The organism is Streptomyces sp. NBC_00239 (genome assembly GCF_036194065.1).
GTDB lineage: Bacteria > Actinomycetota > Actinomycetes > Streptomycetales > Streptomycetaceae > Streptomyces.
Genome location: NZ_CP108095.1, coordinates 3,177,085 through 3,192,118 on the forward strand (window position 1 = coordinate 3,177,085; position 15,034 = coordinate 3,192,118).

Here is a 15,034-nt window from a genome sequence, read left to right on the forward strand (position 1 = left end):
CCCGCCCTACCTGATGCGACCGCACCCCAAATGGTTTCAATCCGCGCCAGAACATGACCTGCATCTCAATGCCCCACCCCCCGCCCGCCCCCCGTCGCTGGGGTTGACCCATGACCGCCCTGCCCGACTGGATGCGCCCGCCGCGCGCGGAAGGCTGGTTCGCGGAGGACCTCGACCGCCTCCCCGAGGCACCCCGGGGGCCCGACCCCTTTCGACCTGCACGCTTGCGACTCGCCGCCCAGGGGCTCCGCAGGGAGCCGCACGCGCCCGGCGACCGCCCGCCTGCTCACCTGAATGCCCGTGCCACGTTGCCGCCCATCCGCCCCGGCCATCGCATGGAGTGGGGAACACGAGCCCGCACGGGGCCATCGGAAGGCAGGAAAGGGCGCTATGTACGTTCGCAGCATCTATGCAACGGGTGATCCGGCCGAGCTCGACGGGGTCGCCGAGGCGCTCCGGACCGACGGGCGGGCGCTGCTGTCGGCGCAGCCGGGCTTTCGCGGGATGGGTCTGTTCGCCGACCGCGAGCTCGGCAAACTCCTGGTGGGATCGTGGTGGGAGGACGAGGCCTCCCGGCAGGCCAGCTACGAGAACCTGAGCAAACGGCGGGCCGAGATGATGGCGCCCTTCGCTCAGACCGTGACGGTCGACAACTGGGAAGCGGCGGTCGCCCGGCGCGCAGAGGAACTCGGGCCGGGCGCGGGCTTCCGGCTGGTCCGCATGGACGTCGAGCCACTCGACATCGACCTGCTGGTGGACACGTTCCGCGACACCGCACTGCCCAAGGTCCAGAAGGTCCCCGGACTGGCAGGCATCTCCCTGCTCGTGGACCGCGACCGGGGCAGAGCCGCTGTCGGCGCGCTCTACACCGACCGCGACGCACTCGTGGCATCGCGTGGCGCCGTCGCGGCGATCCGCGGAGAAGCCACGGCGAAGGCCCGTATGACCACCAGCAGCATTGAGGAATTCGAGGTGATCATCGCCACGGCGGTCCCCCACTCCTGACCCCGCGTCCCCTCGCGCGCCGGCCACTCGGACCGACACCGCGACGCCACGTCGGCACCAGGTCGGCACGGGAAATGCGGAAGGGGTCGGACTCGACAGAGTCCGACCCCTTCCGCATGCGCGAACACGGCGATGGAAGCCCGTCCGCCCGCCACAGCGAGGCATTGCGTACACATGGGACACCCGGTACCCTTGGGCTCATGACACAGCCGCTGCCCATAGAGTCCATCCGTGACGTACGCGCACACCTGGCTGAGGTCGTGGAACGCGCCGATCGCGACGACGTCCCCACCGTGATCACGCGCCGGGGCAAGGAAGTAGCCGCCGTCGTCTCCATCGAGGTGTTGCGCAAGTACCAGGAGTGGGAAGAGCGCGAGATCAACCGGATCATCGACGAGCGCATGGCCAACCCGGCACCCGGCATCCCGATCGAGGCCATCATGAGGGAGACGCTGGCGCGCGGTGAGTGAGTACCGAACCGTGTTCCGTCCCGAGGCGCAGGCCGAGCTCCGGAAGATCCCCCGCGACACGGCGCTGCGCATCCTGGCCAAGCTGACCGAGCTGGAGACCGATCCCCTCGGCTTCAACACCACCGCACTCGTGTCACGGCCCGACCGGCGTCGCCTACGGGTCGGCGACTATCGCGTCGTCTACACGATCGACAACGGAGAGCTGGTGGTCTGGGTCGTGCATGTCGGGCACCGCTCCACCGTCTACGACACTTGATGCCGACTGATCCGGCGTCAGAATATCCAGCACCCATCCAGCATGGCGACGGCGAAGGGGTCGACCCCCGCAGGAGTCGACCCCTTCTGACCTGCACGCTTGCCGAATTACCTCGCGTGCGGCAACGAACTGATCACACGTTGAAGCGGAACCTGTAGTACAGAGCTCCCACATGCGAAAACGCGGATTCTGCAGGGGTCGTCCCAGCACCATCCCAGCACGGGCGTTCCATCCCAGCATCGCGCAGGCCAGCCAGCCCTCGTACGCCTAGACGGCCTGGTTGCAGGCGCTCGAGCTCGCCTCCTCTGACGGCGGGGACGTCGCATCGGGGGGCACAGGCCGCTTGGAGCGCTGCAAGACTTCCCGGCAGCGCTCCCCACGCGCCAGGCAGCAGATGCCCGTAGATATCGACAACGACGACCGACGCATGTGGGCCCGCCATGCCTGGCCCTCGAAGACGGCCGAGACATCCACGTCCCGTCCGTCGTCGTCAGCCAGGCATGGCGGGACTCCCGCCGCCAGGTCAGACTCGGCATGTTCCTCGGCGGGTGCCACGTCGTACCCGTCGGCCTCGAAACCGCCAAAGCCCCAGGCATCCTCTGCGGCAAGGCCGGCACCTCCGACATCGTCGACGCCACCGTCGTGACCATGGCAACCAGCCTCGGCGCCATCATCTGGACCTCAGACCCGAACGACATCCGCACCCTCATCGACGCCCAGGACATCAAACCCGCTCCTGTCATCCGCAGCGTCTAGCAACTGATGCGCCCCGGGTCCGATCGAGTTGGGGCACATCAAACTCCACGAAACCGGGGTCAGCTCAGGAATCCGGCCCTAGTCGGTGCCAACCAGCCCTTACACCTCAAGGTTTGCCAGGAGGCGTTCGGCGAGTTCGGCAAGGGTTTCGCCATCCTGGGTCATCCAGCGGGCGGTGCCCTGATTGGAAACCGGTCGTCCCTCCCAGCCGGCCAGTTCCCACATGCGGGAAACCAGGCCGCTGGGCGAGTAGCGCTGACGGTCGTACTCCCAGATGAGGGCCTTGCCGGTCTCCCCTGTCCACGAGGCACGCGAGCGGCTCTCATCTGTTGCGAGCCAAGTGTCCAGTGCTTCTTGCTCGGCTGGTACGAAGAGGTTTAGACGAAGGGGTGCGCCTTCCAGGAGTGCCCCTTGGTTGACGATGACGTGGACCGAATTGGGGCGGCGCGGCTTGCGGTGCCGCTCTTCCTTACGGAGGTACGGGGACACGTCCTGTGTCTGGCCTCCTGCGGACAGCACGTCCAGGACATCGGTCACGAGCGCTGCGCACTCCGCGTCGTCGATGCACACTCGCTTGAGGTCCGAGCGGGTTCCGTGCCGGGAGTCCAGTACGCCGAGCATCACGGGTACGGTGCGCTCCAGCAGTTCGGGGATCCGGTTGCTTGCCTTGACGAACCAGGTGGCGGTGGGGTCTGCGGGGTCAGGCTCGCCTATGCCCGCGTCTTCTGCGAGCAGTTGGCGGAAGACGAGGTGGGTGAGGAGGAAAGCTCCGTCGTCGATGACGGCGGCTCCCCGCTTCTCGTACTCGTCGCGCACGGTACGTAGGGCTTTGCGGGTCTCGCGGAGGACGCGTACGGCGTTCCAGACCTCGAAGACTCCGGGTACGGAACGGAACAGCGGGTCGTAGATAGATCCGCTGCCTCGCTGCCATATCACGTCGGTGGAGTCGGCCGCCACCAGCCGGGCCGTGAAGCGGCTGGCGGAGTGTGCGCAGGCCAGAGCACACGCGGCCTCGACGACGGAGCAACCCTCGTCCCCCTGGGGCTCTAGTTCGCCTCGACGGACGCTGTACACCAGGTCCAGTTCGGCCCGGAACTCCTCGATCAGGACGGCCTGCACGGGGTCCAGGGCGATGCGGTCGCGGTCGGTGATGTGGTTCTGCCGGTTGGTGGCCTGGGTGGTGCGCTGGGCGAAGTCGGCGTCCCCGCCGGTGACGATGATGCGGACCCCGACCTCGGCCGACTCCGCCTGCTCGTCCTCCTTCGCCGCGTCGATGAGGGCCCGTACGGTCTGCGCCCCGTTCACCACGCTCGCACCGTGCGCGGTGAGGCGGAGCGGGAGGCGTTCCGGCTGCTTCTTGGATCCCTTCTCGATCTCCAGGGAGTCGCACAGAATGGTGATGCCGTTATTGAAGTACCAGAAGTTGGCGGGCTCTTCGGTGAGCGTCTCCACCAACTCGCTGTTGATGGGTGTCAGCCCGAGCGGGTTGCGGATGTTGTGGTCGAAGAGTCGGTTGCCGTACTCCGCCCATTCCACGATCTGCTCGGCCTGCACCACGCCTTGGTAGGCCTGTTGGTCGGAGGGCGAGCATGCGAACCATGGAGACATCGTGACTTCGAGGGTGATCGGCTCGGGCCTCTGATCGTCACGGGCTCGCGCGTAGATCTCCGGCGAGTGGATCACACGGTGGAAGATGTGAGTTCCGTCATGGTTGAAGTCCTTTTCCCCGTTCTCGATGGCCTGGCGTACCCCTGGGGCGAGTTCCTTCGTGCCCATGAGGACGATCACCTGGGTCACCTTGGTCAGGTCCGAGCCCAGCAGCGACTTGGCCTGCTCGGCCAGTACGCGGCCGCGCGGATTGAACTGGCGGGATTCCCCCGCGTCAATCAGGGTAAGTCCCGAGAACAGTTTGAGGACTGCGGTTTCATCGGCTTTGGCAGTGCCGGTCTCGCTCCACTTGGACTGGACGAGGTAGATGTGCGCGGCGTCCTGGTCAACGGCGATCGCGTCGATTCCCTGGTCGTTGCCGCCGTCGATAACGCAGGCCGCCGCATCGGCGGGCGTCCAGTCGGTCACCATGCGCACGGCATGCGCGGCAAGGGCACGGGACCGCCGCGCGATGACCAGGTCGTCCGGCCTGCGGTTGCCGAAGTCGCTCATGTCGATGAGGCCGCCGTACGTCGCGTCGAGGAAGTTGGCGACTTGGCGGACCTGGGTGGGAACGTCGGGGCGGCGCGGAGGGGTGCTCATGGTTCTCCCGTGCGGGGCTGTCAAGAGTAGGGGGCGTAGGGAACTCGGAGGGTGCCCGTCACTGGCCGGGGGCGAGTGAGTCCACGACGGCCTGGAAGCTGCTGCTGGCGCTGTTCAGTTCGGCGACGATGGAGGCCGCAATGTCGCCTGGGGAACCGAGGTCCTGCTGGTCTTCGGTGAGGTCGGCCCAGAGCTCCAGGCTGGTGCTGGGGCGGGCCAGAAGATCGGCTACGGGGTACGGCTTGAACTGGCGTGACCGGGTACGGCTGCTGTGGTCGGGGTCGTCTGGGCGGTAGGCGGCGAGGAAGTTGGACAGGTCGTCCTCGGTGAGCGGGTTGCCGGTGTCCGTGCGGTGGTTGCCGGTGCGGGCGTCGTAGACCCACAGGGCGCGCGTGGCGGGCTCGCCGCTGGGGCGAGGGGCGGACTTGGTGAAAAAGAGGATGTTCGCCTTGGAGTTGGTGCCCCGGAAGATGCCGGTGGGCAGGCGCAGCAGAGTGTGCACGTCGCAGTTGAGGAGCAGATTGCGGCGTACGGTGGCCGCGGCGCCCTTACCGAATAGCACGCTGTCGGGGGCGAAGACGGCGGCTCGCGCACCTTGCGGCAAGGTGATGGCGATGTGTTGGAGGAAGTTGGTGGGAAGGTCCGCCTTGGGCGCCCAGAAGTCGTCGCGGTGGGTGGCGTCAACGGCCGCGTCGGTGCTCTTGAAGGGCGGGTTGCACAGAGCCACGGTCGCGGCGACATCCCGGTCCTGACGCTGAATCGCCCTTGCCCTGCGGGAAAGGGAGTCCGAACGCTGTACCGGGGGAATCCCCGCGAACAGCCGGCGAGTGTTGAGGAGCACATTCATGGTGGCGAGACGGCACATCTGGGGATCGATGTCGGCTCCCGCGATGGCGGAGTCGTCCACCTTGGTGCCGTGGCTCTCCATCTCCCGATGGGCGGCGATCAGCGTGCTGCCAATGCCGCAGGCTGGGTCGATGATTCGGTCGTCGGGGGTGAGGGCGAGGGCCTTGGCGACCACGGCGAGGAGTGGCGGTGGGGTCAGGAACTGCCCAGTCTGGCGCTTCTTGAGCATGTCGTCGTAGCAGTCGGAGAGAAGCTGGGCGAAGGCCCGTCCGAGCTCGCCGTCGGGGACCTGAACCCAACGGTATGGGTTGATCTCCTCGGTGATGAGCTGTCGCAGCTCGCTCATCCGGTCGATGTTCCACGGCTGTGCGTCATGGAAGAGGACACTGGCGGTGGTGCGACGCTGGTTGTCCGGGGTTGGCGTGCCGAGCGTGCGCATGGTGCGGGCCAGGTAGCTGTGGAGGTCTTCGCCGCCGCGTTCGACCAGGTGCGGCCAGGTGTCGATCGATGGCGCGACCGGACGGGAGGCGAACTTGCCGGGCCGGTTTGCGCGTTCGTGGTCGAGCTTGAGGAAGAGCAGGTAGGCGATGTGCTCAGCAAACTCGATCTTTGTCAGGGCCCGGGTGCTGGTCTTGTCGTTGTAGAACGCCCACCAGCGGCGGACGATCGATTCGGCGGTCCAGTGCCGCTCAAGCCGCCCACTCTGCGGCGGAACCTCCGACATCCCACTCGTGCTTCCCGGCCCAGTACTGCCCCGCCCCGTACCCATACCGTTCTGGTTCCCTCCGGCGTTACCCGAGTTCGGGCCACGGCCGGTTGCCTTCCGGGCCCTGACTCGGGTAACGGAAGGACGGGCCTACCCCGCGCGGGCTTCCCCTGTTTCGTCGCTGTCGTCGTCGGCTGTGCTGGTTGTTCCCGTTCGCGTGACGCTCTCCGGGTCCGCTTCCCTCTTCAGAGCGCGTGCCACGGTGGTGAACTCAGCCAAAGCGGCCTCCAGTTCGTCCACGATCTCCTGGGCGATCACGTCGGGCGACGCAAGGGCCGTGTTCGCGGAGTCCGTTCCCGATCGGAGGACGGTCAGGTCGAGATTCACCTTGTCACGAGTGATCAGTTCTTCGTAATCGTAAGGCTGGAAGCGATCAGTGGGCTTGCGAGCGGAGAAATCGGTGCCGCCCGAGTGGAAGGCGGCGACGAAGTCGTCCAGGTGCTCGCGGCGCAGCTGCCGCTGCTTGAGGGTGAACCGCTGGTCGGTGCGGAAGTCGTAGACCCACAGCTGCCTGGTGCCGGGGCGGCCTCCGGTGCGCTGGCCGGTCTTGTCGAAGAACAGGACGTTGGCCTTGACACCGTTGGCGTAGAAGATGCCGGTGGGCAGGCGCAGCAGCGTGTGCACATCGCACAGGTTCAGCAGGTTGCGGCGGATCGTCTCGCCGGCACCTGACTCGAAGAGCACGTTGTCGGGGAGGACGACGGCTGCCCGGCCGTTGGTCTTCAGCAAGTTGTAGATGTGCTGGACGAAGTTGAGCTGTTTGTTGGTGGTCTGGGTCCAGAAGTCCTTGCGGGCGGTGTACGCCTCGCCCGTCACCGAGCCAACACCGAAGGGCGGGTTGGCGAAGACGATGTCGTAGAACCGCGAGGGAGACTTCGCCAGGGAGTCCTGCACGGTGATCAGTGGCTTGGCCTCGGATGTGCCGATGTTGTGCAGCAGCATGTTCATCAGCGCCAGACGGGCGGTCTCCCGGACCAGCTCGTAGCCGGTGATCGCGCCAGTTTGCAGCTTGCGGCCCTCATCACCGTAGAGCTGTTCCTGGTAGTGCTGATTGAGGTGGGCATGGGCGGCGATGAGGAAGCCGCCCGTTCCGCAGGCTGGGTCGGTGATGGTCTCGCCGACCTGGGGCCGGACACAGTCGACCATGGCGTCGATGACAGGGCGGGGAGTGAAGTACTGGCCGGCGCCGGTCTTGCGGTCCTCGGCGCCGCGCTGCAGCAGGCCCTCGTACGCGTCGCCCTTGAGGTCCTGGTCTTCGGTGGTCCAGCGGTACGGGTTGATCAGGTCCTTGATCAGCCGCTCCAGGACGGCCGGTTCGTGGATCTTGTTGCTCGACTTGGCGAAAACCTCACCGAGCATGGTGCCGCCGCGCGAACCGAGGTCCTTGAGGATGAACTCGTAGTGGTCGAGCAGCGCGTCACCGGAGCGAGTGGTCAGGCTTGCCCAGTCCCGGCCCGGAGGAACGAGGGGTTCCTCCGGCAGGTTGCGGCGGAACTTCGCCGGGCGGTTGGCCCGCTCGTCCGCCATCTTCAGGAAGAGGAGGTACGTGAGCTGCTCGACGTAGTCGAGAGTGGAGACCCCGGAGTGGCGCAGGAGCTCGCAGTACGACCAGAGTCGGTTGACGAGAGTGCTAGTCGACTCGGCCGCGGCCGCCCTGGGCGTGGCCTGAGGCCCAAGGAGAACACTTTCCTGGGGCGAGTCCTGCGCCGGGGCAGTGGCGGGCTTGTCGGTGCTCATGGTGCTCACAGGGGCAGTTCTCCTTGACCGGGGTCGCCGGTCGACTTGCTGGTGCGCGGTGTGCGGCGTCGCGCGCTCTTCGTTCCGGTGGCGGCGGAGCGCTGGGCGCGGATGCGGTCGAGCAGTGTGGAGGCGGGCTCGTCGGTGGGGTCCTGGGCGACAAGGGTGCCAGTGAAGGCGGCGTAGAGGAGAGCGGCGCGGAGGTTGATCACCTCGGCAGCCTGACTGTCCAGAGCATCCCTCAGCACACCTACCTGTGCAATCCTGTCGCGAATTACCGACGCGATTCGCTGCTGCTCATCGTAGGACCCAGGCACCGGGATTCTGGCAGACTTCACAACTCCTTGAGAGATGTTCCGCATGGAATCACTGGTTCCCGTAGCGGCGTCGGAGTACTGGTCGCGCACATACCGGGAAGAAAGCACCTCGAGAAGCCATTCGCGACTCACTCGATCCTTCGGGACGAGACGCAAGCTTTTGTCGCTCAGTAGAAGCTTTCCGCGGACGGGGCCAACCAGAACGGGTGCCCCGACATATTCCACGGTGTTTGCGCGGCTCAGCAAAATATCGCCGCTGCAGATTTCGAAATCAGGGTTTACTTCCCGCCCTTCAGGGACGGCCTTATTCTCGTCTGCTCGAAACTCTCCCCAGGTCATAGCGCTGACTTTGATAATGCCCCACTCGTCCTCGTGGGCGGCCCTAGGGAGGCAGGTGAAAGATTTCCCGGCCTCAATTCTCTGCAGAACGTCACCGACCGTCCCCCATCGCCACCCTGGCGGCAATTCCTTGCCAGGACTCGTCCGGACCTCTCGTGACCGGATCTGACTGATGAGCTCAGTCAGCTTTTTTGCGGCGCGCGCAAGGGACGATTCGCCCGCCTCGACGTGGTCCAGCTGCTCGTCCAGCCGTGCCACGATGCGGCGCTGCTCGGCGAGTGGCGGAATCGTGATTGTTGTGTCAAGCAGCACTTTCCGTGACACACTCGCCTGGTTTACATGATTATTCAAGACGGTCTTGAAATAGCCAGTGGACCACAACGCGTGGAGCTGAATAGCCAAAAACTGGCCATCGAGTCCAACCGGGGGGCGAAGGCGTGTCATGTGGTTGGAGTACGCCAAGGGCTTTTCCGAGTCGACCCAGGCCGTCTTTCCTACCAGCGCCGGGCTGTTGGTATTATTGAAGAGGATATCTCCGCGCTGCACGCGCCGCTCCGACTCATCCTCAATGAAGCGAGCGTCGGAGGTATCGATGACTCCATGGCGTGTGATGTTCATCGGGCGCAGGTGTAGGACACCGTTGCCATCGCGGTTGTGTTTTCCGCTGGCAAATCCCGGCTGTACCTCAACGCCAATTTCACCGAGCGTTGCCCGAGCCCAACCCTTCGGTAGGCCGGAGATACCTTCACCGTTCCCCACTCCGGAATTCCCCCCGCCAGAGGTCGCGCCTCCGACTCCCCTGCTTTCCGCGACGTCCACGGCGGTCCCCCTCACGCGCTCAGCTCCCTGTCGAGTTCGTCGATGATGTGTTCTGCCTGTCGTTCGCCGAATTCGGCGAGGAAGCCGTCCGTGCCGTTACGAGCGGCAAACGGGGCATAGTCGAGGTCGGCGGTGTCGAAGCGTACACGTTCGATCGTGGCGGCTGCGATGTGGTCGAGCCACCAGCGCTGACGGTCGCTGAAATGGACGCCTGCCTGATGCTGGCGGGTGAGCCAGGCCGCATAGCGTTCGCGGACGCGTTCCTCGTGCGGGATCGGCTGGGGGGCGCCGCGTTCGGCCCCGCCAGCGAGTTCGTAGCGGAGCAGGGCGAGGAGGTCGGCTGCGGTCCGGCGCGTCTGAGCAACGCGTAGGGCGGCTTCGCCGACCTGCTCGTAGGCGGTCCACAGGCGGTCCGGGGTCCAGGCGCGTGGGGGACGGGCGATGGCACGGGCCACGTTCTGCAAGTGGCGCAGGGCGTCGGCCGGCGGAGTGTCGGAGTCGGCGTTGAAGGCGATAGCGAGGGCGGTGATTTCGTCGCGGTTGGCATCGATGTACTGCCGCCAGCTGGTGACGACATCCCGGGAGGCCGCCTCGTTCTCCACCACCGCACCTGCGGTGACCAGCTCGTCTCGGCTGGTCTCGTCGTAGAGGATGTCCTTTGCGCGACGCATCTCGAGTAGCCGGGCACGCAGCTTCGGGGCAGCGGCGAGGGGCCGGACGGCGTGGTCGATGAGCGCCCGCACCTCCCGCTCGGGGTCGCGGCCGGTCAGGTGAGCGGCGTCCCGTACCTTCTGCTGGTCGTCGGCCGAGACCGCGCGGACCATGCCGTGAATGATCTCCTTGAGGGGGCAGCCGCCGGTGAGCTGCTCGATCTCGCCGCGCTCCTCAGGGGTCATCTGGATGTCGAGCTTGGCAAGGCGGGCGGCGAGGGTGGAGACCTCTTCCTCCTCGATGGTGCCGGCGCCAGCCTTCCGCAGCAGCTTCTCCAGGCTGACCTGCTTCTCGGTGTGGCGCTCTAGCGGGGCCGCGTCGAGCTTCTTCTTCTGGGTGACGCCCACCGCGTCGACGATGACGAAGCGGGTCTTTGGGCCGACGCCGGGCGTCACCTTCTCGAACTCGGTGAGGGAGAGGGTGCGGGCGCCGCGGCCCTTCATCTGCTCGAAGTATGCCCAGCTCTTCACGTCACGCAGGAAGAGCAGGCATTCCAAGGGCTTAACGTCGGTACCGGTGGCGATCATGTCGACGGTGACGGCGATCCGCAGCTGAGGCAGGTTACGGAAGTCCGCCAGGCGCTCATCAGCCTTCTTCGCCGCGTGGGTGATCTTGGCGCAGAAGTCGTTGCCCTTGCCGAAGACGTCACGGACGACTTCGACGATCTCTTCGGCATGATTGTCGTTCTTCGCGAAGATCAGGGTCTTGGGGACGTACATCTCGTCCCACAGCAGCTCACCGTTGGAACCGTCACGCTTGCCGCGCTCGGGGAAGATCTCGGTGAAGAGCCGCTCTCGGAAGGTGCGGATCACGGTGCGCAGCTGGTCCTTGCTGATGACGCCCACACCGACTTGGTTCGCACCGTACTCGACGTCCTCGTCGAGGTCCTCGTAGCGCTGGCGTCGGGTGCGCCGGTCGCGGACCGGGATGGTGCCCTGGGCGATGACACCGCCCTCGGCCGTTATCCGGGTGCCGATCTCATACACGGAGAAGTCGACGTTGACACCGTCGGCGACGGCCTCCTGGTAGGTGTACTCGCTGACCAGGTTGCCGTTGAAGTAGCCGAAGGTCTGCGCGACCGGAGTGGCGGTGAGGCCCACGATAGGCGCGTCGAAGTACTCCAGGACCGAGCGCCACTTGCCGTAGATGGAGCGGTGGCACTCGTCGACCACGAGCAGGTCGAAGGACTCCGGCGGGATGTCCGGGTTGTAACCGACCTCGACCGGGCCGGGAATGTCGTAGGGCCGTTCTCCCTCGGCGTCTTCCGCGAGGGCGCCCGTCGGGTGTTCGCCGGTCAGTTCCATGTACAGGCGTTGGACGGTGGACACGACCACCTTGGACGACGGCTTCATGCCTTCGGCGCCGAGCCGCTGGACGTGGTAGAGGTCGGCGAACTTGCGGGCACCGTCGGGGGTAATGAAGTTCTCGAACTCGGCGACTGCCTGGTCGCCCAGGTTGTTGCGGTCGACGAGGAAGAGGACTCGCTCGGCGCGCGCATGCTTCAGCATCCGGTACGAGAAGGTCACCGCGGTGAAGGTCTTGCCGGCGCCGGTGGCCATCTGCACCAGAGAACGGGATTGGCCCATGCCCTGCTGGCCCCGGCCGAGGGCTACGGAGTCCTCGACCCCGCGGACAGCGGAGATCTGCGCAGGGCGCAGCGGGCGCTCGTCCAGTGCGGGCATGCGCCAGCGGAGACGGGCGCGGTAGCTCGGGGCCTGTGGGTCTTCGTCGGCTTGGCGGATCCAGCGGGCCAGGGTGCGTGGCTGGTGGAAGGAGAAGAGCCGGCGGGTACGGGAGTCGGGGTCGAGGGTGCTGCGGAAGCGGGTCTCGCCGCCGTCGCTCACGTAACGGAACGGCAGGGGTTCCTCTCGCCTCCAAGCGAGCATGCGCTGCTGGGCGTCGGTGGGGTGGTCGGCGTACCGGTCGGCCTGAGCCTCGGCAGCGGACAGATCGGCCCCTTCGCGCTTGGCCTCGATGACACCGACCAGCCTGCGGTCCACGTACAGCACGTAGTCGGCCCGGCCGCGTGCTGTCGTGGTCTCGCGGACGGCGACGCCGTTACCCCGGTGGTCGCCCTGATGCCAAAGGTTCTGCTCCGCGATGTCCTGGACCTGCCAGCCCGCCTCGGTGAGCATCTGGTCGAGGCGGGCGCGAACCTGTACCTCGGTGAGGGGCTCACGGGCGGCCGCTTCGGCGTTGTCGAGGAGGCGGGCGCGCTCCGCGACAGCGGCGGAGGCCGCCGAGCTGTCGGTGGCTTCGGCCCGGCGCTGCCGTGCGTAGTCGGCCTCCTGGGCCGCTTCGACGTGCTTCAGCTGCTCCTGGAGCGCAGCGATCGAACGGGCGAGACCCTCTTGCTCGGCGCGAGCCGCGGAGAGCTCACGTTCGGCGGCGGCCCGAGCCGCCTGCTCGGCCTCCGCCTTGGACGCCTGGTCCTGGTAAGTGAGTCGGGCCTCTTCGAGGGCCTTGCGGGCCTGGGCCACCTCATCGCGCAGACGTTGGTTGCGTGCGGCCGGCGTACGGGCCGGGTCCGGGGGTACGAATGCGATCTGCTCGCGCGAGCCGGTCAACAGGCGGTGGTACCAGACTCCGAGCCTGAAGCAGGATCGCAGGGCCCGGAATGCGTCGTCGGAGTTGTCGTGGTCACCGTGGTTGGCGTCGTTGCCGTGGGCGCGGACCTCGTGGAAGGCGGCCCCGACATTTCCGTGCAGGTACCCCTCCGTGTCGAGGGCCTTCAGCCGCTCGAACTGTGTGGTGCCCGCGTTCCTGATCCTAGCCCTGCGGACCAGGTCCGCCGCGAGCGTCTCACCGAACTGCCGCGACTTGATCAAGGACGTATTGGGGTCGCTGAAGACGTAACTCTCGGCTGCTGCCCCGTAGGCCACGAGCAGGGGGGTGTGCGGCAGGAGAAAGCCGAAGTTCCGGGACTGCTGGGCCAGCCCGGCCAGTTTGGCGTTCTGGGTGCCGGGCGAGCCGACCGCACTCATACTGTGTCACCACTTTCTGGGGCGGGTGAGCCGCGTCGAGCGACTTGATCGCCGTACGACCCTACTTTGGGATGTTCGAAGTCGGATCGGTTTTTGCGTGTACCGAAGCGCGGACTTTCCGGGGTCTGGAGACGGACGTGGGTACATCGAGGACTGACACCTACGTATGCCCGTCGTGACGCCAGGCGGTCAAGCCGCACATGTCCGTCACTGAGACTGCCCCCTTCGACTTACACCGTCGAACAAATCCGCAGTTCAGAGCTGCACATGCGACCAGCTGCGGTGTGTCGCCGCTGTCCAGAAGCCGAACCTATGGCCAACTGCGTGACCACTTCACAGCCGGTGCCCCCACTCTGCCCACGACACCACGGCCGACGACAGCGCTGCGGATGCCCCTGCCGTTCATGCGGACCTACAACGCCTTGTCCTCGGTGAGCGACGTTGTCGGTCAGGTGCCCAACGTGATGAGTCTGGTCCACTCCATAAGCTGCCCAGACCCCGAGCTGCTGGCAGGCACCTCTGAGGGCGGGTTGAAAGACTGATGGGGCCAGGAAAATTCGTCCCAGCCCCATCAGCTACTTGTACCTTTGAACTGAACTCCACCACATCACCGACATCGTGGAGTTCACACGTTGAAGCGGAATTCGACGACGTCGCCGTCCTGCATGACGTAGTCCTTGCCTTCCATGCGGGCCTTGCCCTTGGCGCGGGCTTCGGCCACCGAGCCGCATTCGACCAGGTCGGCGAAGGAGATGACCTCGGCCTTGATGAAGCCGCGCTGGAAGTCGGTGTGGATGACGCCGGCCGCCTCGGGGGCGGTGGCGCCCTTCTTGATGGTCCAGGCGCGCGTTTCCTTCGGGCCGGCCGTCAGGTACGTCTGGAGGCCCAGGGTGTCGAAGCCGACGCGGCCCAGGGTGGCCATGCCGGGCTCTTCCTGGCCGACCGACTGGAGGAGTTCGAGGGCCTCGTCGTCGTCGAGCTCGATGAGCTCCTGCTCCAGCTTGGCGTTCAGGAAGATCGCCTCGGCCGGGGCGACCAGCGCGCGCTGCTCGTCCTTGAAGGCCTCGTCCGTCAGCTCGTCCTCGTCGACGTTGAAGACGTAGAGGAACGGCTTCGTGGTCAGCAGGTGCAGTTCGTGGAGGAGGTCGCCCTTCTCGGTGCCCTTGGTGATGCCCTTGGAGAAGAGGGTGTCGCCGGCTTCGAGGATCTTCTTGGCCTCGACGACGGCCGCGAGGACCGCGACCTTCTCCTTCTGGAGGCGGGACTCCTTCGTCAGGCGCGGCTCCGCCTTCTCGATGGACTGGAGGTCCGCGAGGATCAGCTCGGTGTTGATCGTCTCGATGTCGTCCTTCGGCGAGACCTTGCCGTCGACGTGGACGACGTTCTCGTCCGCGAAGGCGCGGATGACCTGGCAGATCGCGTCCGACTCGCGGATGTTCGCGAGGAACTTGTTGCCGAGGCCCTCGCCTTCCGAGGCGCCGCGCACGATGCCCGCGATGTCGACGAAGTCGACCGTCGCCGGGAGGACCTTCTGCGAACCGAAGATGCCGGCGAGGACCGCGAGGCGCGCGTCCGGGACGCCGACGACGCCGACGTTCGGCTCGATCGTGGCGAACGGGTAGTTGGCCGCCAGCACGTCGTTCTTGGTCAGGGCGTTGAACAGGGTCGACTTGCCGACATTCGGCAGGCCGACGATTCCGATCGTGAGCGACACGTTGGCGACTTCCCGTGAGCTGGAGGTGGGGCGGCCCGAGGTCAGGCCATCCGACAGTTTACGG

The 15,034-nt window shown here is 66.3% G+C and carries 10 protein-coding genes and 1 pseudogene; 5 read left to right on the plus strand and 6 right to left on the minus strand.

Translation table 11 applies throughout. The features are described from left to right. Window positions 1–110: 110 nt before the first annotated feature. The 5 genes and pseudogenes from OG764_RS13745 to OG764_RS13765 form a co-directional block, all read left to right on the plus strand. Window positions 111–197, plus strand: a pseudogene (locus OG764_RS13745) (Uma2 family endonuclease); the annotation flags it as partial. Between the two features lie 193 nt (window positions 198–390). Then, on the plus strand, window positions 391–1,005 hold the full coding sequence (locus tag OG764_RS13750; protein WP_328968710.1) for an antibiotic biosynthesis monooxygenase: 615 nt from the start codon (window positions 391–393) through the stop codon (window positions 1,003–1,005). A gap of 200 nt (window positions 1,006–1,205) precedes the next feature. Continuing rightward, a complete protein-coding gene (locus OG764_RS13755; protein WP_328968711.1) occupies window positions 1,206–1,475 on the plus strand; it encodes a type II toxin-antitoxin system Phd/YefM family antitoxin in 270 nt (89 codons plus the stop codon). Then, window positions 1,468–1,731, plus strand: a complete 264-nt coding sequence (locus OG764_RS13760; protein WP_328968712.1) for a type II toxin-antitoxin system RelE family toxin — start codon at window positions 1,468–1,470, stop codon at window positions 1,729–1,731. The genes OG764_RS13755 and OG764_RS13760 overlap by 8 nt, the downstream gene beginning before the upstream one ends. Before the next feature lie 429 nt (window positions 1,732–2,160). Continuing rightward, complete coding sequence (locus OG764_RS13765; RefSeq protein WP_328968713.1) at window positions 2,161–2,487, plus strand: twitching motility protein PilT; 327 nt, start codon at window positions 2,161–2,163, stop codon at window positions 2,485–2,487. Between the two features lie 99 nt (window positions 2,488–2,586). Here OG764_RS13765 and OG764_RS13770 read toward each other — a convergent pair whose 3' ends face one another. The 6 genes from OG764_RS13770 to ychF form a co-directional block, all read right to left on the minus strand. Continuing rightward, window positions 2,587–4,737, minus strand: coding sequence for an AIPR family protein (locus OG764_RS13770; protein WP_328968714.1), 2,151 nt, complete (start codon window positions 4,735–4,737; stop codon window positions 2,587–2,589). 58 nt (window positions 4,738–4,795) lie between these two features. Then, complete coding sequence (locus OG764_RS13775; protein WP_328968715.1) at window positions 4,796–6,307, minus strand: HsdM family class I SAM-dependent methyltransferase; 1,512 nt, start codon at window positions 6,305–6,307, stop codon at window positions 4,796–4,798. Window positions 6,308–6,439: 132 nt separating this feature from the next. Beyond that, window positions 6,440–8,086, minus strand: coding sequence for a class I SAM-dependent DNA methyltransferase (locus tag OG764_RS13780; RefSeq protein WP_328972997.1), 1,647 nt, complete (start codon window positions 8,084–8,086; stop codon window positions 6,440–6,442). Between the two features lie 5 nt (window positions 8,087–8,091). After that, window positions 8,092–9,576, minus strand: a complete 1,485-nt coding sequence (locus tag OG764_RS13785; RefSeq protein WP_328968716.1) for a restriction endonuclease subunit S — start codon at window positions 9,574–9,576, stop codon at window positions 8,092–8,094. Next, window positions 9,573–13,256: a DEAD/DEAH box helicase family protein gene (locus OG764_RS13790; RefSeq protein WP_328968717.1), complete on the minus strand. Its 3,684-nt coding sequence runs from the start codon at window positions 13,254–13,256 to the stop codon at window positions 9,573–9,575. The genes OG764_RS13785 and OG764_RS13790 overlap by 4 nt, the downstream gene beginning before the upstream one ends. A gap of 625 nt (window positions 13,257–13,881) precedes the next feature. Continuing rightward, complete coding sequence (gene ychF / locus OG764_RS13795) at window positions 13,882–14,970, minus strand: redox-regulated ATPase YchF (RefSeq protein ID WP_328968718.1); 1,089 nt, start codon at window positions 14,968–14,970, stop codon at window positions 13,882–13,884. Window positions 14,971–15,034 lie beyond the last annotated feature (64 nt).